25 protein-coding genes are annotated in these 24,128 nt (G+C 44.9%); 17 read left to right on the top strand and 8 right to left on the bottom strand.

Features of this window, described 5'->3' with window-relative positions; all coding sequences use genetic code 11:
- The first annotated feature begins 16 nt into the window (after positions 1-16).
- Both sppA and ansA read left to right on the top strand, forming a co-directional pair.
- A complete protein-coding gene (gene sppA, locus ACYJZR_RS04880) occupies positions 17-1,867 on the top strand; it encodes a signal peptide peptidase SppA (protein ID WP_005494455.1) in 1,851 nt (616 codons plus the stop codon).
- A gap of 164 nt (positions 1,868-2,031) precedes the next feature.
- The gene (gene ansA, locus ACYJZR_RS04875) at positions 2,032-3,045 is read left to right on the top strand and encodes an asparaginase (protein WP_005479567.1); all 1,014 of its coding nucleotides are present in this window, start codon (positions 2,032-2,034) and stop codon (positions 3,043-3,045) included.
- 87 nt (positions 3,046-3,132) lie between these two features.
- Here ansA and ACYJZR_RS04870 read toward each other — a convergent pair whose 3' ends face one another.
- Entirely contained in the window at positions 3,133-3,417 is a 285-nt protein-coding gene (locus ACYJZR_RS04870) for a YeaC family protein (protein WP_005461780.1), read from the bottom strand.
- 101 nt (positions 3,418-3,518) lie between these two features.
- On the opposite strand from ACYJZR_RS04870, the gene ACYJZR_RS04865 reads away from it, so the two are divergent.
- Positions 3,519-4,340, top strand: coding sequence for a DUF2989 domain-containing protein (locus ACYJZR_RS04865; RefSeq protein WP_005461738.1), 822 nt, complete (start codon positions 3,519-3,521; stop codon positions 4,338-4,340).
- 106 nt (positions 4,341-4,446) lie between these two features.
- Here ACYJZR_RS04865 and msrB read toward each other — a convergent pair whose 3' ends face one another.
- Positions 4,447-4,890, bottom strand: a complete 444-nt coding sequence (gene msrB / locus ACYJZR_RS04860; RefSeq protein WP_136676708.1) for a peptide-methionine (R)-S-oxide reductase MsrB — start codon at positions 4,888-4,890, stop codon at positions 4,447-4,449.
- A gap of 303 nt (positions 4,891-5,193) precedes the next feature.
- Between msrB and gap the strand changes: the two genes are divergently transcribed.
- From gap to ACYJZR_RS04810, 10 genes are all read left to right on the top strand, one after another.
- The gene (gene gap, locus ACYJZR_RS04855) at positions 5,194-6,189 is read left to right on the top strand and encodes a type I glyceraldehyde-3-phosphate dehydrogenase (protein WP_005479552.1); all 996 of its coding nucleotides are present in this window, start codon (positions 5,194-5,196) and stop codon (positions 6,187-6,189) included.
- A 157-nt stretch (positions 6,190-6,346) separates the two neighbouring features.
- Positions 6,347-7,231 carry a D-hexose-6-phosphate mutarotase gene (locus tag ACYJZR_RS04850; protein WP_406966015.1) on the top strand — a complete coding sequence of 295 codons (885 nt, stop codon included), beginning with the start codon at positions 6,347-6,349 and terminating at the stop codon, positions 7,229-7,231.
- A gap of 192 nt (positions 7,232-7,423) precedes the next feature.
- Positions 7,424-9,460, top strand: a complete 2,037-nt coding sequence (locus ACYJZR_RS04845) for a methyl-accepting chemotaxis protein (protein ID WP_005460086.1) — start codon at positions 7,424-7,426, stop codon at positions 9,458-9,460.
- 147 nt (positions 9,461-9,607) lie between these two features.
- On the top strand, positions 9,608-10,444 hold the full coding sequence (gene rlmA / locus ACYJZR_RS04840; RefSeq protein ID WP_025611868.1) for a 23S rRNA (guanine(745)-N(1))-methyltransferase: 837 nt from the start codon (positions 9,608-9,610) through the stop codon (positions 10,442-10,444).
- An 87-nt stretch (positions 10,445-10,531) separates the two neighbouring features.
- A complete protein-coding gene (locus tag ACYJZR_RS04835; RefSeq protein ID WP_406966017.1) occupies positions 10,532-11,479 on the top strand; it encodes a ChaN family lipoprotein in 948 nt (315 codons plus the stop codon).
- A gap of 242 nt (positions 11,480-11,721) precedes the next feature.
- Positions 11,722-12,081: a hypothetical protein gene (locus ACYJZR_RS04830; RefSeq protein WP_021449877.1), complete on the top strand. Its 360-nt coding sequence runs from the start codon at positions 11,722-11,724 to the stop codon at positions 12,079-12,081.
- A gap of 386 nt (positions 12,082-12,467) precedes the next feature.
- Positions 12,468-14,045 carry an alkaline phosphatase gene (locus ACYJZR_RS04825; RefSeq protein ID WP_149150512.1) on the top strand — a complete coding sequence of 526 codons (1,578 nt, stop codon included), beginning with the start codon at positions 12,468-12,470 and terminating at the stop codon, positions 14,043-14,045.
- A 136-nt stretch (positions 14,046-14,181) separates the two neighbouring features.
- Positions 14,182-14,481 (top strand): ribbon-helix-helix domain-containing protein, encoded by a 300-nt coding sequence (locus ACYJZR_RS04820; protein ID WP_005460130.1) that lies wholly within the window; start codon positions 14,182-14,184, stop codon positions 14,479-14,481.
- A 148-nt stretch (positions 14,482-14,629) separates the two neighbouring features.
- On the top strand, positions 14,630-15,025 hold the full coding sequence (locus ACYJZR_RS04815; protein ID WP_005460098.1) for a VOC family protein: 396 nt from the start codon (positions 14,630-14,632) through the stop codon (positions 15,023-15,025).
- Positions 15,026-15,070: 45 nt separating this feature from the next.
- Entirely contained in the window at positions 15,071-15,355 is a 285-nt protein-coding gene (locus ACYJZR_RS04810; protein ID WP_015297084.1) for a putative quinol monooxygenase, read from the top strand.
- Positions 15,356-15,425: 70 nt separating this feature from the next.
- Here ACYJZR_RS04810 and ACYJZR_RS04805 read toward each other — a convergent pair whose 3' ends face one another.
- Both ACYJZR_RS04805 and ACYJZR_RS04800 read right to left on the bottom strand, forming a co-directional pair.
- Positions 15,426-17,105 carry a mechanosensitive ion channel family protein gene (locus ACYJZR_RS04805; RefSeq protein ID WP_005479510.1) on the bottom strand — a complete coding sequence of 560 codons (1,680 nt, stop codon included), beginning with the start codon at positions 17,103-17,105 and terminating at the stop codon, positions 15,426-15,428.
- A gap of 238 nt (positions 17,106-17,343) precedes the next feature.
- The gene (locus ACYJZR_RS04800) at positions 17,344-17,784 is read right to left on the bottom strand and encodes a YcgN family cysteine cluster protein (RefSeq protein WP_005460092.1); all 441 of its coding nucleotides are present in this window, start codon (positions 17,782-17,784) and stop codon (positions 17,344-17,346) included.
- Between the two features lie 187 nt (positions 17,785-17,971).
- Between ACYJZR_RS04800 and ACYJZR_RS04795 the strand changes: the two genes are divergently transcribed.
- Both ACYJZR_RS04795 and ACYJZR_RS04790 read left to right on the top strand, forming a co-directional pair.
- Positions 17,972-18,220: a GlsB/YeaQ/YmgE family stress response membrane protein gene (locus tag ACYJZR_RS04795; protein ID WP_005397239.1), complete on the top strand. Its 249-nt coding sequence runs from the start codon at positions 17,972-17,974 to the stop codon at positions 18,218-18,220.
- A gap of 127 nt (positions 18,221-18,347) precedes the next feature.
- Positions 18,348-18,596 carry a YkgJ family cysteine cluster protein gene (locus ACYJZR_RS04790; RefSeq protein WP_017447809.1) on the top strand — a complete coding sequence of 83 codons (249 nt, stop codon included), beginning with the start codon at positions 18,348-18,350 and terminating at the stop codon, positions 18,594-18,596.
- 18 nt (positions 18,597-18,614) lie between these two features.
- On the opposite strand, the gene ACYJZR_RS04785 is transcribed toward ACYJZR_RS04790, so the two are convergent.
- Genes ACYJZR_RS04785 through ACYJZR_RS04775 form a run of 3 tightly spaced genes read right to left on the bottom strand, consistent with a single transcriptional unit; the run spans position 18,615 to position 20,976 of the window.
- Complete coding sequence (locus ACYJZR_RS04785; RefSeq protein ID WP_005397228.1) at positions 18,615-19,274, bottom strand: helix-turn-helix transcriptional regulator; 660 nt, start codon at positions 19,272-19,274, stop codon at positions 18,615-18,617.
- Between the two features lie 28 nt (positions 19,275-19,302).
- Positions 19,303-20,580, bottom strand: a complete 1,278-nt coding sequence (locus ACYJZR_RS04780; RefSeq protein ID WP_031429678.1) for an L-cysteine desulfidase family protein — start codon at positions 20,578-20,580, stop codon at positions 19,303-19,305.
- 15 nt (positions 20,581-20,595) lie between these two features.
- The gene (locus ACYJZR_RS04775) at positions 20,596-20,976 is read right to left on the bottom strand and encodes a RidA family protein (RefSeq protein WP_025505090.1); all 381 of its coding nucleotides are present in this window, start codon (positions 20,974-20,976) and stop codon (positions 20,596-20,598) included.
- A gap of 317 nt (positions 20,977-21,293) precedes the next feature.
- Between ACYJZR_RS04775 and ACYJZR_RS04770 the strand changes: the two genes are divergently transcribed.
- On the top strand, positions 21,294-22,553 hold the full coding sequence (locus ACYJZR_RS04770; RefSeq protein WP_005494432.1) for an SLC5/6 family protein: 1,260 nt from the start codon (positions 21,294-21,296) through the stop codon (positions 22,551-22,553).
- Positions 22,554-22,759: 206 nt separating this feature from the next.
- Entirely contained in the window at positions 22,760-23,458 is a 699-nt protein-coding gene (aqpZ, locus tag ACYJZR_RS04765) for an aquaporin Z (RefSeq protein ID WP_005460095.1), read from the top strand.
- Positions 23,459-23,509: 51 nt separating this feature from the next.
- Here the strand turns inward: aqpZ and recR are convergent, their stop codons facing one another.
- Entirely contained in the window at positions 23,510-24,109 is a 600-nt protein-coding gene (gene recR / locus ACYJZR_RS04760) for a recombination mediator RecR (protein WP_005460088.1), read from the bottom strand.
- Between the last annotated feature and the right edge of the window lie 19 nt (positions 24,110-24,128).

The raw sequence follows: 24,128 nt of genomic DNA, 5'->3' as shown, positions 1-24,128 counted from the left end.
TCGTTATGGAGACAAGATGAAAAAACTCTTCAAATTTATTGGTTTGATATTTAAGGGGATATGGAAAAGCATCACCTTTATCAGACTCGCGTTGGCAAACCTGATCTTCCTTTTGATGATTGCCGTGTTTTACTTTGCGTTTACCTACACTGGCGAAGGACGACCTGTTATCGAGAAAGAATCTGCTTTGGTTATGAACCTTTCTGGTCCCATCGTGGAACAGCGTCGTTATGTCAATCCAATGGATTCAGTCGCAGGCTCTCTTTTAGGTAACGAGATGCCAAAAGAGAACGTTTTGTTCGATATCGTGGACACCATTCGCTACGCAAAAGACGATGCCAAAGTCTCTGGCTTGGTATTGGCACTGCGCGATCTGCCAGAAACGAACTTAACGAAACTTCGTTACATTGCTAAAGCGTTAAACGAGTTTAAGGCATCAGGTAAGCCAGTTTACGCGGTGGGTGACTTTTACAATCAGAGCCAATATTACTTAGCAAGCTACGCCGATAAAGTGTACATGGCGCCTGATGGTGGCGTACTGATTAAGGGCTACAGCGCTTACTCTATGTACTACAAAACTCTGCTAGAGAAGTTAGACGTATCCACTCACGTTTTCCGAGTCGGTACTTACAAATCGGCTATCGAACCGTTTATTCGTGACGACATGTCGGATGCGGCAAAAGAGTCTGCCACTCGCTGGGTCACTCAGTTGTGGAGCGCGTTTGTCGATGACGTGACGACTAACCGCAACATCAACGCCAAAGTGCTAAACCCAACGATGGAAGAACTGCTTACCGAGATGAAATCTGTGGATGGTGATTTGGCGCAATTGGCCGTCAAAATGGGGTTAGTTGATGAATTGGCGACACGCCAAGATATTCGTACCCTATTCGCCAAAGAATTTGGTAGCGATGGTAAAGACAGCTACAACGCCATTAGTTATTACGACTACCTAGCGACGATTCGCCCTGACTATACACTCGCAAACCATGATATTGCAGTTGTTGTTGCAAGTGGCGCCATCATGGATGGTCAACAACCTCGTGGAACAGTAGGCGGTGACACGGTTGCAAGTCTACTGCGTCAAGCGCGTAACGATGAAAAGGTAAAAGCAGTCGTGCTTCGCGTAGACAGCCCTGGTGGCAGTGCGTTTGCGTCAGAAGTGATTCGCAACGAAGTGGAAGCGCTAAAAAAAGCAGGCAAACCTGTTGTAGTTTCGATGTCGAGCTTAGCGGCCTCTGGCGGTTACTGGATTTCAATGAGCGCAGATAAAATCGTCGCACAACCGACAACACTGACAGGTTCTATTGGTATCTTCAGCGTTATTACGACGTTCGAAAAAGGCTTCAGCAAACTTGGTATCAACACCGACGGCGTTGGCACCTCACCGTTTTCTGGCGACGGCATTACGACTGGCTTGTCTGAAGGCGCGTCTCAAGCGTTCCAATTAGGCATTGAGCATGGCTACAAACGCTTTATCTCTTTGGTTGGTTCAAACCGAGATATGACGGTAGAAGAGGTAGACAAAGTCGCGCAAGGCCGAGTTTGGACAGGTCAAGATGCCTTATCGTTCGGTCTTGTTGACCAAATGGGTGACTTCGATGATGCCGTTGAGTTAGCAGCGAAGCTGGCGAACGTGACAGATTACGGTATTTACTGGGTTGAAGAGCCATTGTCACCAACAGAACTATTCCTTCAAGAGTTCATGAATCAGGTGAAAGTATCCCTTGGTGTTGATGCAACGAGCCTTCTGCCAAAGAGCCTTCAACCTGTGGCTCAACAGTTCGAACAAGATGCAAGTCTGCTTCAAAGCTTTAACGATCCGAAAGGACAATACGCTTTCTGTTTGAACTGCCAAGTACAGTAGATTTTCAGTAAGAAACACAAAGGGCATCTCTACGTGAGATGCCCTTTTTTATTGAGCTCAACATCTCCTCAGATGACTTTCATATGCTGTGCGCCGAGCCTCGCATCTCAAGGTTATTTAGGTATATAATCCCGCCTCTGTTCCCCTACATGAAAGAAAAAACGATGACTAGAAAACACATCTACATCGCTTACACCGGTGGCACCATCGGTATGCTAAAATCGGATCACGGTTACGTTCCTATCGCTGGCTTTATGGAAAAACAGCTTGCCAGCATGCCGGAATTTCACCGTCCAGAGATGCCGGAATACACTATCCACGAATATGATCCTCTTATCGACTCATCAGATATGACACCAGCAGACTGGCAACAAATCGCTGATGACATTCGTGACAACTACGACAAGTACGATGGTTTCGTTATTCTGCACGGCACTGACACGATGGCTTACACCGCGTCGGCTTTGTCTTTCATGCTAGAAAACCTGGGTAAGCCAGTTATCGTTACTGGTTCTCAAATTCCTTTGGCTGAACTGCGCTCTGATGGTCAAGCAAACTTACTAAATGCTCTGCATATCGCAGCAAACTACCCAATCAACGAAGTCACCTTATTCTTCAACAATCAGTTGATGCGTGGCAACCGCAGCACAAAATCTCATGCTGACGGCTTTAATGCATTTACGTCACCAAACTTGCCGCCACTGTTGGAAGCGGGCATCAACATTCAGATTAGCAACAGCATCAAGGTGAACGCGCAACCTGAAGGTGAATTCAAAGTTCACAACATTACTCCTCAACCAATCGGTGTGATCACAATGTATCCGGGTATTTCACATGAAGTTATCCGCAATACCTTGCTTCAGCCAGTAAATGCAATGATTTTGCTAACCTTTGGTGTGGGTAACGCTCCGCAAAACCCAGAACTACTAGGCCATCTTAAAGAAGCCTCTGAGCGTGGTGTTATTGTAGTCAACCTGACTCAATGTTTGGCTGGTAAAGTCAACATGGGCGGTTATGCGACAGGCTGTGCGTTGGCAGATGCAGGCGTAATTAGCGGTTACGATATGACGCCAGAAGCGGCGCTCGCAAAACTGCACTTCTTATTGAGCCAAAATCTGTCTTACGAAGAAGTAAAAGAGAAAATGCAGGAAGTACTGCGTGGCGAAATGAGCCTGTAATCGCTTCTTCGAATCTCTAACAATGCTTCGAATATAAAAAAAGCCCAATATTGATTGGGCTTTTTACTTTGGCATGAAGTGACAGAATCAATCGAGATTCGGGTTTACACGAACAATGTCACTTTCATCGGTATTGAACTGTTTTTTCAGTTCCTGTTTAGACTTAAAACTGATTTCACCACCAGCCGCAACCGTCATATGTTGCGCCTCGGTATTGTGTTTTGATTGATACAACATCACAGCTTGCATACACGAATCTCGCTGCTCTCTAGAAAGTGTTGTACCCTCAGGCCATCTTCCCGTTTCTACTGCATAAACCAAACGATCATAAACTTCTGGAGTTATCGCTTTTAATAGTTGTTCTGCGTCCATAATGTACCTTCTTATTACATTCTATTTACAGAACATAACGGGTTAAGAAACTGAGTCAAGAACACGAAAATGAATTGGTGTAACGGATCACAAGCAAAACCATGAAAAAAACATACTGGTTACTCGCCAGCCTCACTACCCTTACTTTGACGGGCTGTTTTGAAGGCAACGTTACAACAGAAGAGTTGTGTCAAAAAACGCCAGAGCTCCGTTGTGAAAACCTCAATATGGATGACGGCCAATGTCGAATTCCTAGAACCAAGTTAATTTGGCACCGTTTTGAGCTACTGAAAAACCCATCAGAAGCAAACCAAATTACCGAATACAGCATCGTTGCTGATTATCGCAAATGTTTGGAGCTCGCGTCTCAGATCACCCCTATCGATCAAAGTGAGCTAAAAAGGCAACGCTTTAATGCCTTGGTACACAGCATAGATGAACTCAAGCGTATCGTCGAAGAACTGAAAGGTTCTCAACAACCAGAGACACTCTATTTTCTTTGGTCACAAACGGGCGATACACAAGCACGTCGCCAATTTTTACAAATGGAAGGCACACCCCAGTTAAATACTGCAGAAATGCAGTATGCCTTAGCCACTTTCTATACCAATAGAGACGCAAAAAAAACGCTAGTCTTGCTCAATAATGCTTTGGCTCTGTCAAACAAAGACAACCTAAACCCTGTGATACTTAAATCACTGGCAAGCATTAACCAAGGTTTAGGCGAGAAAAAGCAGGCTTACTTATGGGCGATGGTTGCCAAACGATTTGATGTGCCTTTAGCGGATGAAAAGCAGTTGCAGCGTATGTACCACTTCGAGGATCCGAACCAACACGAAAAGTTAGATGAGTTGGCCGATACGATTGCAAAGGCAATACGCAAAGGCAGTTACTCGCCCGATATGGTCCCTAAAGACATGTAAACAAAAAACTCCCGCTTAGCCGGGAGTTTTTTTCCTATTGCTGGTGATTATGAGTGGTCTAACGGTACGATGAAAGGATAAAACACTCTTAACAGCAAAAATGTCATTATTCGTCAGATTTGTTGAAAATTAACGACACCGAATTTACACAATAACGCTCGCCAGTGGTCTTCGGACCGTCTTCAAAAACGTGACCCAAATGGCTATCACAGCTCGCACAACGAATCTCCGTACGAACCATTCCGTGACTTAGATCTTCCAAATAGCGTATTGCTTCATTATTAAGAGGTGCATCAAAACTCGGCCATCCACAACCAGAGTCGTACTTGTTATCCGAGATAAATAGAGGAGCATTACAGCACGTACAAGCGTAAACGCCCGTCTCTTTATTATGCAGTAACTTACCACTGAACGGCGGCTCTGTACCTTGCTCTCGACAGACACGGAACTCTTCGTCAGATAACTGCTCACGCCAATGTTCATCAGACTTCGTTACTTTTTTTCCGCTTTGTTCCACGAATTTCGGTTCCTTCTTTACTATTTTGGGCATTGACTTTTTTAGCAAAAAACTTGCTTCTCGTAACAGTTGTAGCACATACTTTCTCACCAGGACACCATGTGTAATGAATTTGATACGAGTACTTATCTCGCAAGTTATATTACGCCAACTGGACTACAGAAGATTCAGTAAAAGTTTAAAAAACGAACATTTGCGAAGAATTGTTAAAAAAAGCGTCGCTTTTTTTTGACTTTAAACAAGTTAAGTCCGATTATCTGTTGCAGATGTTTACTGGATTCTGTAATTTTACTACCAGTTATCTTTAATCAGAAATTAAGTTGTGGAGCAACTATAATGACTATCAAAGTAGGTATTAACGGTTTTGGCCGTATCGGTCGTTTCGTATTCCGTGCAGCGCAAGAGCGCGCAGACATCGAAGTTGTAGGTATTAACGACCTTATCGACGTAGAATACATGGCATACATGCTTAAGTACGACTCAACTCACGGCCGTTTCAACGGTACTGTTGAAGTTGAAGGCGGTAACCTAATCGTTAACGGTAAAACTGTACGTGTTACTGCAGAGCGCAACCCAGCTGACCTTAAATGGGACGAAATCGGTGTTGACGTTGTAGCAGAAGCAACTGGTCTTTTCCTAACTGACGAGACTGCACGTAAGCACATCGAAGCTGGTGCGAAGAAAGTTGTTCTAACTGGTCCTTCAAAAGACGCTACCCCAATGTTCGTAATGGGCGTTAACCACGCTACTTACGCTGGTCAAGACATCGTTTCTAACGCTTCTTGTACTACTAACTGTCTAGCGCCTATCGCTAAAGTTCTTAACGACAAGTTCGGTATCGAATCTGGTCTTATGACTACAGTTCACGCTACTACAGCAACTCAAAAAACTGTAGACGGTCCTTCTGCTAAAGACTGGCGCGGTGGTCGTGGTGCTTCTCAAAACATCATCCCATCTTCAACTGGTGCTGCTAAAGCTGTAGGCGTTGTTCTTCCAGAACTAAACGGCAAACTAACTGGTATGGCTTTCCGCGTACCAACAGCTAACGTTTCTGTAGTTGACCTAACAGTTAACCTAAAAGAAGGCGCATCTTACGAAGCTATCTGTGCAGCAATGAAAGAAGCTTCTGAAGGCGAACTAAAAGGCGTTCTAGGCTACACTGAAGACCAAGTTGTTTCTCAAGACTTCATCGGTGAAGTTCAAACTTCAGTATTCGATGCTAAAGCTGGTATCGCTCTAACTGATAACTTCGTTAAAGTTGTATCTTGGTACGACAACGAAATCGGTTACTCAAACAAAGTTCTAGACCTAATCGCACACATCTCTAAGTAATTAGAAATCGTGATTAGCTCTTAACTGAGTTGAAAAAGAGGCGGCTTGATAGTCGCCTTTTTTGTATCTGGAATTTGAGAAAAATCTCAGACGTACTTTCATAAATACTGAGAAGTGCGCCGAAATCTACCTCTTCCCCAGTGTAGGAAACAAGCACATGGATTTAAAAACTCTTCCTCCTCTAACCGTTCTTTCAGACAACGTAACTGTTGTCGAAATCGATAACGTAAAGATCGTTCGTATTATTCATGACAAAGCGACAGCAGGTATTGCTTTACACGGCGGTCATGTAGTCTCATATGCACCACAAGGTCAAGAAGACTTGATCTGGATGAGCGAAAAAGCCATTTTTGATGGCAAAGCAGCATTACGTGGTGGCATTCCTGTTTGTTGGCCTTGGTTTGGCCGTATTGCTGCACCAGCTCATGGCTTTGCGCGTACATCCGAATGGGAATTAGTTGAGCACCGCGAAAATGAAAATGGTGTCATCGTCGAGTTGGCACTGTTCCCAACCGAAGAAACACATCAAATTTGGCCACACATGTTTGATGCGCGTCTTCTTGTCGAAGTGGGTGACGAACTCAAAGTAACGCTGAAAGTTCTTAATATCGATGATGAAGCTTGGACGTTCTCAGGCGCATTACATACTTACCTAAACGTGAGCGATATCAAACAAGCGCAAACAACAGGTATGGGCAATGAGTACATCGACAGCTTGAAAAATAGCGAAGTGTATCAGGGTGGTGAGGTTCTTCAACTGACTGACACCATCGATCGCGTATACACGCAACCAGAAGCTCAAATTTTAGTGAAAGACCCTGTTCTTAACCGCACGTTGAGCGTAGCGAACCGCGGCCATAACTCCGCAGTACTATGGAACCCGTGGGCGGAAGGTGCACAAGGGATGGGAGATATGGCTGACAATGGCTATGAAACCATGCTGTGTGTGGAATCTGCCCTTCATGCGCCAAGTATTGAAGAAGGCAAGACTCTTGAGCCAGGCGAGAGCTACGAGCTCGTGACAGTGATTGCTGCACAATAATCTTCCTAGGCCGGCTCATCCGGCCTTTTTTTGAAATCATTTCCGTTCATCCTCGGTCACTTTCTAACTAACCCATTGGTTATCTGAGTTTTTTGACAATTTAATTAATAGATATCAAAAAAATTATTCATATAAACCGATAGCATGCCGATACAAAACTCATAAGTTATAAATATATCAGGAAGACATTCCATGTTAGAAAAGTACAGAAATCAAAGTGTTGGCTTTCAACTAAAGCTAGTCATCACTTTGTGCCTAGTAATTGCCTTTTCCAGCATTGCTGCGCTCGTTTATCGAAACGCATCTGGCGTGCTGCTAGAAAGTACGTTGAGAGAACATCAATCCAAAGTCGAGTCGATGGCAAAAACCATTGCCGGTCAGTTCGATGCTTACCTTCATACTGCTCAAGTACTCGAATCAACTTTTCGCAATGGTTACCTTGCAGGCGTTTATGTAGAAAACTACACGGTAGACTTCATGGGCCATGAAGTACCAAATATCACGCAATACAGCGAAAGTTTGATTAACGACACAAAGCTGGTCGACAGCTTCACACGTGATACCGGAGCAATCGCAACGTTATTTGCACCACTTGGTGATGACTTCATTCGCGTTTCAACATCATTAAAAGATCCGCAAGGTAAGCGTGCAGTAGGCACGACTCTTGGACGCAACCATCCTGGTTACCAACTCTTAAAGAGCGGAAAACCTTACTACGCGCAAATCAAACTATATGGCGAACGCTACATTACCTATTACGCGCCAATCAAAGACGCTAACGGTAACGTATCTGGCTTGTCATTTATCGGTTTGCCAGTAGACCAAGCCACACAAACTCTGTTTGATGCACTAGAAGAGATTAAGTGGGGCGACACAGGCTACACCATCATTGTCGATAACGACGAAAACAATCTTGGTAAGTACTTACTCCACCCGACTAAGAGCGCTACCGATCCTTCAATCGTAGAAGTTCGTGATTACGATGGTAACAAGCCTTTCCATAAGATTTTCGAACAAAAGAGTGGTCTGATCCGCTACCCATTCCAATACGGCTCAACCGTCGGTGAAAAATACTTAGTGTTCACCGAAGTACCCGGCTGGAACTGGAAACTACTGGGCGGTACATTCATCAAAGAAGTGACCAAAGGCAGCGACACGCTACTTAAACTGATAGCCATCATTTCTTCGGTAGCAGCGAGCATCACTTTTGTTGTGCTCACTCTGTTCTTAAACCGCAGCTTACAGCCTCTAACGGTGTTGAACTCTTACATGACGCGCCTAGCTAATGGTGAAGTCAGCTTACAAATTCCGTCGTCTCGTAAACGTTCTAAAAATGAGATTGTGAATTTGAATAACGGCGTTGCAAGCATGGCGAATCAACTGAATGAGTTAGTTGGCCAGATTCGTTCTACCAGCGATTTAGTCGAAAGTAACTCGACCAGTGTAGCAAGCGATGCTCATAGCAACTTAACCCAAGCGGATCGTCAGCAAGAAGAAGTTGAGCAAGTCGTAACAGCGATCGAAGAGATGGCCTCTTCCGCTCAATCGGTGGCGCAGCAAGTAGAAAGCATTGCTGAGAATGTCCGCTCAGCGAACTTAGATAGCCAATCTGGTTTGACGATTGTTGAAGGCGTATGTGTCGACGTGGCGCAGTTGAATGATCAATTGGATCAATCAGCCGAAGCCATCGAACAAGTCAACCGTGACAGTGAAAGTATCCAAACCGTCACAAGAATGATCGACGAAATTGCCGAGCAGACCAACCTACTCGCTCTCAACGCAGCAATTGAAGCGGCACGTGCCGGTGAGCAAGGCCGTGGGTTTGCTGTGGTCGCGGATGAAGTTCGCACATTAGCGCACCGTACGCAAAGCTCAGTGCAAGACGTAGTTGGGATTATCGAGAAGCTAAAAGGCTCAACACAAAATGCCGTAACCATGATGACTGACAGCCAACGCAGTGCGAATCAGGTGCTAGATAAAGCGCAAGACGCAGGCACCGCACTCGAAGCGATTGCCGTTCAGGTACAATCTATCGCCTCTCAAGCTGATGCCATTGCCGCGACCTCGGAAGAACAAGCTCAAGTTTCACAAGAAATTGCAGCCAACGCGCATTCAATCAGTGAGCTAAACCGAGAGAGCCGTAACACCAGCGCGAAAACATCACAAAGTGCTATCGAGTTACAGCAACAAGCGAGAAATTTAAAAGAGCAAGTGGACTTCTTCCATTAATCCCCAGCCCTTCTCCGCTTATCATTGTTCAAAACGTGTAAGAGGCACTCAAGAACCTAAAGAGCCGAAGATCTCGGCTCTTTTTGTTTCACTTAAAGCCACGCTTTTTGATAGAATTTGCCGCCCTACTTTCTGTTCGAGATCGTCATGAACTATCAATGCCCTCTATGTCACCAACCACTTTCGCTGACTGAAAAGACGTTTAAGTGTGAAAACAATCATCAGTTCGACCTAGCAAAAGAAGGTTATGTGAATCTGATGCCAGCACACCACAAACGTTCGAAAGATCCAGGTGACAACAAAGAAATGATGCAAGCTCGCCGCCGTTTTCTCGAAGGAAACCACTACGATCCAATGCGTCAAGAAGTGGCTCGACTATGTGCGAAATACACAGAAGGTACGACACACCAATTACTGGATATCGGTTGTGGTGAAGGTTATTACACCGATCAAGTGCAGCAATCTCTCTTCGAACAAGATCCACAAGCCACTGTTTTTGGTTTGGATATTTCTAAAGTGGCCATTCGTTACGCTTCTAAGCGCTACCCAAACTGCCAATTTAGTGTAGCGTCTAGCCATCGCTTGCCGTTTGCAGACCAATCACTGGATGCGATTTTGCGTATTTACGCGCCATGCAAAGCAGAAGAGTTGCAACGCGTCATCAAAGACAACGGCGTGGTGATCACGGTAACGCCCGCAGGTCGTCACCTTTACCAGTTCCGCGAACGCATCTATCAAGAAGTTCGCTTACACAATGAAGAACCAGAGAACATTGAAGGCTTTGAGCTAGAGCATCAACAAAAGCTGAACTACACCATGGACTTAGAAAATGGTGTTGCATTTGATTTGTTGCAAATGACTCCATTTGCTTGGAAGGCGACGGATGAACTTCGTGAAGAGCTAAAGTCCGCTACACTTTTCCTGTGTGAGGCCGACTTCATGCTACGCGTTTACCGCAAGAAGCCAGTTCAACAAGAGAATTAACAGAGAATAACGAAAATCATTCTCATTTATATTGATTCATTGCTCAGCCTCCATTAATATCACTCGGACATTTTTGGAGGCTTTTCAATGCGCTTTTCTATTTTAGGCCTTGCATTTGCAAGCGTACTTTCAGGGTGTGTTTCTACCACGCCAACCACATCGGCCCTTTCTTCAACAGACGTCACCACCTTTTACGATTACCAACTGCACTCTCCTTCTGGCAACGCCCTTGCTTTGCAGAACCTGCCAGATGAGTTAAAAAACGCTGACGTGATCTTGGTTGGAGAGTGGCACACTCATGCTGGTATTCATCGCTTCCAAACCGATCTACTGAGGCAGCTTTCTTCTGGCGAACGCCGTATTGCCTTATCTATGGAGCAAGTCACGCGTGACAAGCAATCGGTGCTAAACGCTTATCTAAAAGGCGAAATCGGTGAACAATACTTCATGTCACAAAGCAATGCGTGGCCAAACTATGAAAGCGATTACCGCCCACTCGTTGAGTTCGCCAAGCAAGCCAACTTACCTGTTATCGCCGCAAATGCACCCAAATACATCGTCCGCTGTATTGGTCGTCAAGGTGTTGATTACCTGAATAAGTTAGATGATGAAGAGCGCAACTTTGTGGCTGAAAACATCAATACCGCGAACAGTCCATATAAAGAAAAGTTCATGGCATCCATGCATCATGGCAAGCCAGAGCAAACTGAAAAGCAATACGCCGCACAAGTAACGTGGGACGAAACCATGGCGGAGTCGATTGTGAAATACCTCGCTCAAAACCCAAATGCTCAAGTTGTTCATGTCGCGGGGAAATTTCATACAGAAGCAGGTTTAGGTACCGCAGCATCCATTTTACAACGCAACCCTGAGCTTAAAGTGGTGGTGGTTAATCCAACGTCTGAAATCAGTACAAACAGCCCAGATTATCAGTTAGAAGTACTCGAACCGCCGGTTCGCTTCGTTCAAGACGTGAACCGAATGGCCGCGTATAAGCACCTATCTACACGTAATGACGATCTTCAATGTAAATAACGTGGCCTATCCTACATTTTAATCTACTTGTACGGTCTGTTTTTTGCTTTGCTATTTAAGAAACAATCTTGGCGGCAAAAACAGGCCCGTTTTCTCCTATCATGAGTTCCAACTTTTGATTCAGAATATCTGCGTCAAATTGGTACAAATTGATTCAAGAAATACCCTATGCCGTCGATATAGAGATAACTGCTTTTTACCCGCACTCAGTGAAAGAGTGTCGATGTTCCAAGGAGTATTCGATGAATCCAGTAGGAAGCAACCCAGTAAACTCTTATGCTAAGCAACCAGCAGTAGTGGTACAAAATCAAGACAATCACGTTGATACGGTTGCCGCGCCACTCAAAGTTGAGCAAAACAAAGTGACACTTTCTACGGAAGGTAAGGCACTGCTAGCGGCGTTGCAGCAAATTGACCATGAGAGTAAAAAGGTAGAAGCAGAAAACAAAACAATGGGTGAAAAAGTAGAATCTTTCACTCACGGTGCACTTGGCATGGATCATCCCGACAAGATTGAAGAAGAGGAAGACGGCTCATATTCTGCAGGGCAGTATCTTTCCGCGGCGCTCACTGTTGGTGGTATCATTTTAGCTCTCGTCTAGCCGCAAAATTCCTACTCGACACGATAACAAACCGTGTTTGAATCCGTACTGAAAAGCAGACCATAATTCCTTTCGCTTAAGAACAAGCCATCATACAACATGGATGAATCTTTCATCTATAAGGCATGGTTCTTACTGCATTCACTCGTTTATTGCTCCCTCAATCAAGTTTCTTATGAAGGCGCTAAATGGATGACTTTAGTCCATGCTTTCAACTCCTAAGCGTAATCCAAGCCCACTTCTGTGGGCTTTTTTATACCCCAACATCTGCGACCGAGTTGGCTAGCAACCCAAAATGACAATGCCGTGAATCTTTTATTACCGCCACAAAAGCGTCATAAACCGCTGCTTTAATTTCTGCGCTTTCAATAAACAAGGAAAATATAATGAAGCGTTTAGTTTCTCCGATTATTACTGCAGTGGCTGCATCTACACTTTCATTCAATGCGCTATCCGCTGAAATCAAAAACGTTATTCTGATGATTGGTGATGGTATGGGTCCTCAGCAAGTCGGCTTGCTAGAAACCTACGCGAACCACGCACCAAACTCGATTTACAAAGGCCAAACCACCGCGCTCTACAAGTTAGCGCAAGAAGGTGTGATTGGCTCATCTTTAACGAACCCAGAAGATGCAATCGTTGTCGACTCTGCATGTTCGGCAACAATGCTCGCAACAGGTATCCCAACCGCATCAGAAGTGATTGGTATTGACAGCCAAGGCAATCACGTTGAGACCATTTTGGAAAAAGCCAAAAGCAAAGGCAAAGCAACGGGTCTTGTTTCAGATACGCGCATGACTCATGCAACACCAGCCGCATTTGCTGCGCATCAGCCTCATCGCTCGCTAGAAAACAACATCGCTTCCGATATGCTAGAAAGCGGTGTCGACGTGTTGTTATCCGGTGGTCTGCGTCACTGGATTCCAAAATCGACTAACGACAAAGGTGAAACTTACCAAGCGCTAGAAAAACTTACGCAAGGCAGTGTTTACCTAAAATCTAAGCGTAAAGACGAACGCAATCTGCTTACCGAAGCGCAAGACCAAGGCTACAGCCTAGTTTTCAGCCGAGACATGTTGGCACAAGCAAAAGGCGACAAACTACTTGGCCTATTCGCTTACTCAGGTATGGATGATGGTATTGCTTACAGTAACAGCAAAAACGATCCAAAACGCACACAACCATCGTTGAAAGAGATGACGGTCAAAGCGCTTGATGTTCTTTCTAAAGACAAAGACGGCTTCTTCTTGATGGTTGAAGGCGGTCAAATCGACTGGGCTGGCCACAGTAACGATGCTGGTACCATGCTACATGAGTTGATTAAGTTCGACGAAGCGGTGAACTCTGTTTACGAGTGGGCGAAAGGTCGTGACGACACACTTATCATTGTTACCGCAGACCACGAAACAGGTTCTTTTGGCTTTAGCTACTCATCAGCAAATCTACCTAAACCAGAAAAACGCAAAGGTGAAGCCTTTGAAAAACGCGATTACGCGCCAAACTTCAACTTCGGTAAGTTTGAAATCCTAGATGGTTTATACAACCAGAAGAAAAGCTACTACGGCATGATCAGCGAGTTTGAAGCGCTAGATAAAGCACAGCAAACACCAGAAAAGCTAGCTGAAGTGGTGAATGCCAACAGCGATTTTTCTATCACACCTGAGCAAGCCGCTCATGTACTAGCAAGCAAACCAAACCCATACCGAGTTGCTGGCCACTCGTACCTAGAAGTAGAAACGGTACCAACAATTAACGACTTTGATGCGTTCTTCCCATACAACGACCGCGGTAACTTGCTCGCTCGCGAACAAGCGACCAAACAAAACACGGTATGGGGAACAGGCACGCACACTCATACACCAGTGAACGTGTTCGCTTGGGGGCCTGCAGAAACCATTCTTCCAGTTTCAAAAATCATGCACCACTCCGAGCTTGGTGAGTTCCTAAAGCAACAAATCAAATAATCATCTTGCACTTACTTCACGTCTTGTGATGTTCCAACGCTCTCTCACGAGAGCGTTTTTTTATCCGCAAAAACAGTTGACGTTTTAAGCAACAATACTCAATATTTGCACGTCTTAAATCATATCTACGAATACCATGTGCGAAATATTTGCTAAACAACCACAGGATAATTATCAGTTTATCACTCGTTCCATCCGCATTGACGGCCATGCCACCAGCGTAAAATTAGAGTCGAGTTTTTGGACGATTCTTGAAGAAATTGCCAGTGCGCAAGACATGACGGTTCCAAAGTTTATCAGCACGGTGTATCAAGAAGCACTGGAATACAATGGTGAAGTGAACAACTTTGCATCCTTACTGCGCTGCGCATGTCTCACGTATGCTCGCCAACCGGAAAACACACTCCATCAAGCTCTTGCCCAACTTAACGCTTAACACCTAACTATTCTTACCAAAATAATGGCATCGATGAGGCTTTACGCCTCAATCGTAAGCTATTGAGCTTATTCTTATTTGTCGTACTCTAGTACTACCCACACTCCTTTTGTACTCGCTAACCTATGCGGACAATTAAGGAGTACTCATGACAAAAATGATACACACCATGATCCGAGTACGCGATCTGGACCGTTCCCTACAATTTTACCGCGACGCACTTGAGCTAGAGATCAAAGACCAATACGTTTTTGATGGTTTCTCCCTAACCTATCTAGCAAATGAAGAAACAGGCTTTGAATTAGAACTTACCCACAACCACGACCAAAGCGAACCTTATACTCACGGTTCTGGTTACGGTCACCTTGCCGTTAGCGTGGACGACATCGAACAAGCTCACAAACGAATTAAATCTCTAGGTATTGAAGCAGGTGACATCAAAGCGTTTGACCACCAGCAAAAACACCTAGCGACCTTCTTTTTTGTCACCGATCCTGACGGTTACAAAATTGAGTTCCTGCAACGACAGGGACGCTACCTATAACTAAAACCGACAATTAAAACCGATAATTAAAAAAGAGTAAAAATTATGATTCACTTGACTGCTACCTTTCACGCACAACCGGGGAAAGAACAACAACTGAAAGAAGTGCTAACCCAAGCGCTTGAGCCAACTCGCAATGAAGACGGTTGTGTTCGTTATCAGTTGTTCCAAGATAAAGACAACGCGAGCCACTTCGTTTTTCAAGAGCAATTTAAAGACCAAGAAGCGTTCGAATTTCACGGTAAAACTGAGCACTTTGCACGTTTGATCAACCAGATTGAAAACTTGCTTGAATGCGAACCGAAGTTAGCGTTCTTTAACGAACTGTAAGACACAAAACTTACCGCAAATAAAAAGGCACTCTTTATCGAGTGCCTTTTCGTATTTGGATAACACGCAATTACGCGTCTTTTTTCTCCACCATGTGCAAATGCACATCTTGTTGTGGGAAAGGAATCGAAATGCCTTCGCGATCAAAGCGTAACTTCACTTCTTTCGTTACATCCCAATATACCTCCCAGTAGTCATCCGTTTTTACCCAAGGGCGAACGATGAAATCTACCGACGAAGTATTCAAAGTGTGCACTTTAATCATTGGCTCAGGCGCGCGAAGTACCGCAGGGTGTGAAGTCACGATATCCGTTAGTACCGATTCCGCTTTCAATAAATCGTCTGCGTAGCCAATACCAAACACCATATCCACACGGCGAATACGCTCATGGGTTACGTTCTTGATCACATCTCCCCAAATCTTACTGTTCGGCACAATGATGATCTGGTTATCGAAGGTGCGAATCGTGGTGTTCACTAAGCTCATGTGACTTACCTTGCCATCCACACCACCAGCGTAGACAAAATCCCCCACATCAAACGGACGGTAAATCAAAAGCATCATACCCGCTGCGAAGTTCGACAACGTATCTTGCAACGCGAAACCAATGATCACACCTGCAATACCGAAACCAGTCAGGATTGGCGCTAAGTTCAAGCCAATCTGCGACAGGCCAACCATAATACCAATCACCCACACCACTTTACCGGACATGGAGATAAAGAAGTCCTGCATTAGGTGGGAAAGTTTCAAGTTCTTAGAAGACACCGCTTTGCTCACCACTTTGCGCGTGAGTTTAGCTAGTGCACGAGCAATCAATAAGATCAGCGCGAACACGAATAGCTGGAAGATATGCTGTGGTGCGTTTTCCGCAAACCAATCCACCGCGGAGTTTGACCAGTGACTGATGATGGACCACACCACTTTGGTGTCTAGCAAGTCGTGCGTGATGCTGCCTGTGATTTCAAAGATCTGACGCTTGTACTCCGACGTCTCAATGCCCATTTTGTCGCCGATCGACATCAGGTTACGCAAACTTTCCGTTGCGATATTCAGTCTCTGCTTCACGATCAGCTGGCTAAGTTGCAAAGACGCTTTTTCTGATTCAGGGCTGGATGAAAGCTGCGTACCAATGATTTCTGCTTGTTGACGCAGATACGCCATCGATGCCGATAACAAACGCATGCGCTTATCTAGCTTGTCTTGCAATTCCGCTTCCGCACGCTCATTTTGAACGCCTAATTGCTTGAGCCATGCCAAATTCTGCCAGCTCGAATCAAAGCTCACATCCAAGTAATGTTGAAGCTCGCGGTAGTCGTTAATAAGTGCGAGCTTTTCTTCGTCTTTCGCTTTGTTTAACTCTTCAATGACTTCTTTGGTTTTGGTCGTCAGATAATCGGTCGCGTCTTTTGAATACTTTTCCTGCGTTTTGACGAGCTTAATCAGCTTGTCACGAGGGATGGACTCACGCTCAATCGCGGACGCTAATTGATTTCTCAACTCTTCATTTTTTTGGAAAAGTTGTAGCTGAAGCGCATCACGCTCGTCACCTGCCGTTTGAGATAGGCTTTGCGATAAATCGACAATGTCGATGTTCAAGCTATCTATAGAAGCTTCTGCTTCAGAGATAATAGGAGGCTCTGTGCTTTCTGTGGCTTGCACAAAAATAGGGGTCATCATCGTGATGAATAAAGCGAATATCGCTACCCAAGGTGTCTGGCGATTTTTCAGGGGGAAATGAAACGTCATTTTTACCTCGTAGGAAACGAATCCCGATCGGAGCGATCAAGAATCGGAATGTAAAGCCTTGAAATGATATGCCCTAAGTTTACATCACTAAATTGCAAACCGAGCAGCATTTAGTTAATTAAGCGTCAGAGTTCAACAATGACCGTCGTTTTGTCATCACTTATGAGAATCCGGTCTTTTATTGACCCTAAAAGCAAACAAGCCTTTCACTGTTGGTAAAAGGCTTGTTTCAATTTGGCTATGGGCGATTTGGGTGATTCAAAATGTGGTCTTCCCAATCCACCACATCAATTTCGTACACCACTTTGTTTCGGACACTTTCGCCCGCCGCGTGCATTGCGGATTTCGAGCCCGTAATCAACGGGTGCCATTCTGGTAATGGCTGATTTTCGGCTAACAGACGGTAAGCACACGTGTGCGGTAACCAAGTGAAATCGTCGATGTCTTCGCGTGTCAGCTTGGTGCACTCTTCGCCAGAGGTAAAGCGATTTGGGTAGTCCTTACATGAACATGTTTTGCTGTTCAGCCAGCTACACGCCACATTGGTGTAGTAGATTTCATCGGTATCTTCATCCATTAGCTTGTGCAGACAACACTTGCCACACCCATCACAAAGAGATTCCCATTCCTCTTCGCTCATGTGTTCTAACGATTTACTTTGCCAAAATGGAGTGCTCATACTTCAGGTCTCACCAAGGGAATTAGGGGCCGATTTATACTCTTCTCGCCGCAAAAGTTCAAGTTTTGAGACGATCTCCAATCGGCATCAAGTATCTAATACGATATTCAACCATTTTCAATTAACTGTTCTATCCTTATACGAGTTCGCATTATTTCATTGATCACGAAGGAATTAAGGAGTTTTCATGGGTATCATTTCTTGGATTATTTTAGGCTTGATCGCCGGGGCCTTAGCGAAATGGTTGATGCCAGGAAAAGATGGTGGAGGCTGGATCGCAACCATGTTGCTCGGGATTGCCGGTGCCTTTGTTGGTGGTTTCCTTGGCGGCATTCTTGGATTTGGTGGCGCGACAGGTGTAAACATCGGCAGCATCATTACTGCAACGCTGGGCGCGTTTATTCTGCTGTTTGTTTACAATCGCTTCTTGAGATGATCACAACGGTTTAAAAGCAAAAAGGAGCACTCTATTGGGTGCTCCTTTTTATTTTTTCTTAAGCGACTCTTCCAATCCACGTCAAAATGACCATAATTGCCCCCTCAATTTTTAAGAGGTTTACATTATGGATTGTCGATTAGGATGCGGAGCTTGCTGTATTGCGCCAAGTATCTCTTCACCGATACCTGGAATGCCCATGGGCAAACCAGCAGGTGTTCGTTGCGTGCAACTCAACGATGACAATTTGTGTAAGCTGTTTGGTAAGCCTGAGCGCCCTAAAGTTTGTCACGATTTTAAGCCGTGTCCGGTTGTGTGTGGCAAAACCAACCAAGAAGCGCTCGACAACATCACTGAGCTAGAGCAACTTACTTAATCTATTCAGAGCACCCGTTTAGTCGTTCCCAAGCTCTCGCAAATACAAGTAGATGGTATCGCGCGATATACCAAGATGGTTTGCAACCATTAAAACAGCGTCTTTGTATTTAAAAATGCCTAGGCCATGCAGGCGCGTCACCAGTTCACGGTTGCGTTTAGAAGGCGCAATGGCTTCATTTTCCCACACTTCTGTTTGCACGGTTTCTATCGTACTGATGATGGTTTCATCAATATTACGCGCAAACGTTTCTGGTGAGCGAGCTCCACCAACACAACACTCGGTGTGTTGCTGAGGCAACATTGCCTTTAAAAACGCCTGCATCGGTGCATCCATATCCACGTTGATACACAGCAAACCAATCGGTTTGTTTTTTGGATTTCTGACAATTGTCGTAATGGAGTGCAAGGTCTTTCCGTTCGACGTTTTCGTCAGGTACGAATCAGAAACGTCCTTGCCCTCTCTTAACTTCATTCTCGCTAAGTTGGTAATTGGGGCACCTTCACTGCGTTCCGTCACGTGCCCATTTGCGATTTTGATGATTTCCGGCGCTTCGGCATCTAAGCTGTGGAGAACCACTTCAGTGTGTTCACCATACATACGTGCAATGCCATCCACGACGTTTTTCATAGAGTTCAAAATATCGAGATCACTCTTGGTGAGTTTCTTTAGTAGCAATGTTACTTCCCTTAGCAAAAACTGGAGGTTAGGCCGACATAATATCGATAATAGATTTGTCAGTATACGGCATACCGAAACGAACCATTGAGCCAACATTTCTTATCGTTTGCTCAACTTCTTCGCCTACTATACCTTGATTCTTAACACTGTGGTTACCCATCGCCATCAAATATGAGCGCACCGCCGTTGTCGACGAAGTACACACTTTCATCGCACAAGAGGACTTCGCACCATCGCACACCATACCTGAACTGTCGCTGATGACGTTTTGAATGGCGTAGCATGATTGCTCGAATGTACCACCAGCTAAATATACCAGCGCCATAGATGCCGCCGCACTGGTAACAGTGTTGCCACAAAATGCGGATAACGGTGGGTAATAAGATTTGATGTAAATAGCCCCTAAATGGCTCATGATCAACGCGCGAGCCAACTGTTCTTCGTCGTTTTGGAATACTTCTGCCGCAACTACAACTGGCATTGTAGCGGCAATACCTTGGTTCCCACTGCCGAAATTGCTCATGGCTGGCAACGTCGCTCCTCCCATGCGAGCATCAGACGCCGCGGATGTCATCATCTGTATACGACTCATTAAGTCATTGCCCAATAAGCCTTGCTCGATGTTGCCTTTTAGCGTGCGTCCAATTTCGAGGCCGTAACCTCGGTCGATACCTTCTTGAGCCAGCAAGGTATTGAGCTCTGCAGCTTGGAGAATGAATTTGATCTCTTCAAAAGGCGCTTGAGTGGCAAACTCATAGATTTGTTTGATCGAAATATCCACACCTTCACAAACAGAAGCGGTTGCAACGCGTTGCTGCGGTGGAGCATCAAAAATCACGTCGCCATTGCGCATGATCTGGATAATGTTGGTGTGACCGCCACTGATCGTGACCGAAACAACATCGTCACCAGAGGTGAGCGTTACGCTGCAATAAATGAATTCTTGCGTATCCATGCGCGCTACAGTTACCCGCTCTTCATCTATCAATTGTTGCGCAGCAGCAACATCCTGCTTATTAATCCGAGCCAACACTTCCAGTTCTGCTGTTGGGTCACCGGCTAATGCACCAACTGAGGCGGCAATTTTGAGGCCTATCTTGCCCGTTCCAGGTACGAAAACACCCATCGAGTTTTTAAATAGGTTGTCTGAAACACGCACCTCTATCGCATCAATATCGGATGTGCCTAACTCTTTTCTAGCAACTGCTGCCGCGTACGCAGCAGCAATGGGTTCTGTACATCCTAATGCAGGTTTCACAACTTGCTTAATGATTTGGATATATTGTGTCCATTGCTGGTTCATGCTCTGTTCTCCGTATTACTTTTTATGAGCAATCGCTTCGACTTCAATTAACACGCCAAGAGGTAAATCTTTCACTGCGAAGCAACTGCGTGCTGGACAATCTTGTTGGAAAAACTCTGCGTAGACCTTGTTAAACTCGGCAAAGTCATTAATATTCGATAGGTAACACGTTGTTTTTAAAACAGTATCGATACTGCCACCACCAGCCTCTAAAACGTGCTTCAAGTTAGTAAGAGATTGATGACTTTGTGCACTGATGCCGCCTTCAACGACTTTTCCTGTTGCCTTATCAACGGGTAATTGGCCAGAAGTAAAAATCAAATCACCATAGCTAGTGCCATGTGAATAAGGTCCGATAGCAGCAGGCGCGTGTTCAGATGAAATCAATTCTTTCATTTTAAAATCCTCACATAAATTTTATTTTTTATTAAGAAGTTTCTAATTTAACTTCCGTATTAGCGTTATTTTTTCAATTAAATATGAATCAAACAACTAGAACAGATCACAAAATTCGTCAAAAAATCCAATTTGTTTGAACTTTTTCGCCAAGATCTCAAATTTATCTGAATTTTCCACAAAAAAATTGGTGATATATGTTTTCTCAATTAAATTTGAGAAAAATTCATACTAACAAGAGAAACAATAAAATGAGCGTGACAGCACCTACACAAACCTTACCTATCGGTAAAGAGCCACCGCACGTAAAAGCAGGCATGGCCCTAGACGAGTGGAAAGCCGCGACCAAGTTTGATAGCACAGACTGGGGATGGGTGATCATGAGTATCGGCATGGCAATCGGTGCCGGTATTGTCTTTTTACCAGTAAAAGTAGGCGTATTGGGCCTTTGGGTATTCTTGGCCTCTGCCGTGATCGGCTACCCAGCGATGTACTTGTTCCAACGCCTTTTCATCAACACTCTCTCAAGTTCACCAAAGTGCCAAGATTACGCTGGCGTCATTTCCGGTTACCTTGGTAACAAATGGGGGGCGTTATTAGGTGTGCTGTACTTCATCATGTTGGTGATTTGGGTCTTTGTTTACTCAACAGCCATCAACAATGACTCGGCATCTTTCCTACATAGTTTTGGCATCACAGAAGGTTTACTGTCTGAAAACCCGCTATATGGTCTGGCTTTAGTGTGCGCGCTGGTCGCTATTGCATCTCGTGGCGAAAAGATTTTGTTTAAGGTCAGTACTGGTCTTGTGCTGATTAAACTTTGTACCGTTGCATTACTTGGCGTCATGATGATCGAAAAATGGGATGTAGCGAATGTCGGTGCAATTCCAGAAACAGGCGCTGGTTTGAAAGATGCAATTGAGCTACTGCCGTTTACTCTAACGTCTATTCTCTTTATTCAAAGCTTGAGCCCAATGGTGATCTCATACCGCTCAAAAGAAAAATCGATTGAGGTTGCTCGCTTTAAAGCCATGCGCGCAATGAAAATTGCTTTCGGTATCTTGTTTGTGACGGTCTTCTTCTATGCGATTTCCTTTACGCTTGCGATGTCACATGAACAAGCGGTTAAAGCAGCAGAAGAGAACATCTCTGCTCTTGCGATGGTTGCGCAAGGTATGGATGGTACGACGCTAAAACTAATGAGTTTAATGCTGAATATTTTCTCAGTAATGACTGCGTTTTTTGGTGTGTACTTAGGTTTCCGCGATTCTTGCCAAGGTCTAGCGATGCTGGCTCTAAAAAAGGTCATGCCTGAAGAGAAGATCAATAAAGACTTGGTCACCAAAGGAATCATTCTCTTTGCGATTCTCATGGCGTGGGGTGCAATTGTATTGAATCTACCAGTTCTGAGCTTCACATCAGTATGTAGCCCTATCTTTGGTTTGATTGGCTGTTTGATTCCAGCTTACCTTGTCTATCAAGTGCCTTCTTTACACAAATACAAAGGCGCGTCGCTTTACTTGATTATTGCTACTGGTATTTTGCTGTGCGTATCGCCTTTCGTCGCATTTAGTTAAAACCTACGTTGCCTTGGCTGTTACTCAGGTAGTGATGGCCAAGGCAAACTGAAGATTCAACCTCTCTTCTCCCTGCTTTTATCTCATCCTTGAGAACTCTTGCCACATACCGTCCTATTTGCAGTTTTTACGCGATCTCCCTCACACTTTATTGACAATTCTCGACTATGTTCAGCGGGTCATTTAATTAGAAATTAGGAAATAACATGAACAAGTATTTGGCTGAGGCTTTTGGTACGTTCTGGCTAGTATTGGGCGGCTGCGGCAGCGCAGTGTTGGCTGCAGGTTTTCCAGATGTTGGTATTGGTCTGCTGGGTGTCGCTCTGGCCTTTGGTTTAACCGTTTTAACCATGGCATTTGCAATCGGTCATATTTCAGGTTGCCATTTGAACCCTGCAGTGACGGTTGGCCTTTGGGCTGGCGGTCGTTTTGATACAAAAGACGTTGCGCCTTACATCATCGCACAAGTGATCGGCGGGCTGATCGCTGGTGGCATTCTTTATGTCATCGCGACAGGACAAGCTGGATTTGATGTTGTTGGTTCTGGCTTTGCCGCCAACGGTTATGGTGAACACTCACCAGGTCAGTACTCAATGCTTGCTGCGTTAGTTTCTGAAATCGTGATGACGATGATGTTCCTTATCGTTATCATGGGGGCGACAGACAAACGTGCACCTCAAGGTTTCGCGCCTATTGCAATTGGTTTGTGTCTGACTCTTATTCACCTGATCAGCATTCCTGTGACTAATACCTCAGTAAACCCAGCTCGTAGTACAGCAGTCGCAATGTATGTAGGTGACTGGGCAGTTTCTCAGTTATGGCTGTTCTGGGTTGCGCCTATTGTGGGTGGCGTACTTGGTGCGGTTATCTACAAAAACCTGCTTGGTAAAGAATCGAACGATTAATCGTTCCCAACTCGTAAGATCAAAAAAGCCGCTGAATTCAGCGGCTTTTTATTAAATCTTATGTCGACCCAATAATGAGTGTGACAAGGTCGTGCCATCTACGAGCTCAAGCTCCCCACCTACAGGCACACCGTGCGCGATACGGCTAGCTTCGACTTGGTGCTCTCTGCACAACTCCGCAATATAGTGAGCAGTAGCTTCTCCCTCAACCGTTGGGTTGGTTGCAAGGATCACTTCAGAAATATCACCTCGACGTAGACGATAATCAAGCACGTCTAAACCAATATCACTTGGACCGATGCCATCAAGCGGAGACAAATGCCCCATAAGCACAAAGTATCGACCGGAGTATTGACCCGTCGCTTCAACTGCTGCGATATCTGCCGGGCTTTCTACTACACAAATTTGGCCGTTTTCTTGGCGTTTTGGGTTAGTACAAATGTGGCAAACTTCTTCTTCAGTAAAAGTTCGACATTCAGCACAGTGACCAATTTCGGTCATTGACTGACTCAGCGCATCTGCCAGTTGCAGACCGCCTTTTCTATCACGCTGTAACAAATGAAAGGCCATACGTTGCGCCGACTTGGGACCTACCCCAGGTAGACAACGTAAGGCCTCCATCAATTGTTCCAGCATATGACTGGTACGCATGAAAATCCGCTTAATTAGA

The sequence above is a fragment of the Vibrio sp. RC2502 genome, assembly GCF_054850435.1.
This window is presented reverse-complemented; position numbering and strand designations above follow the sequence as displayed.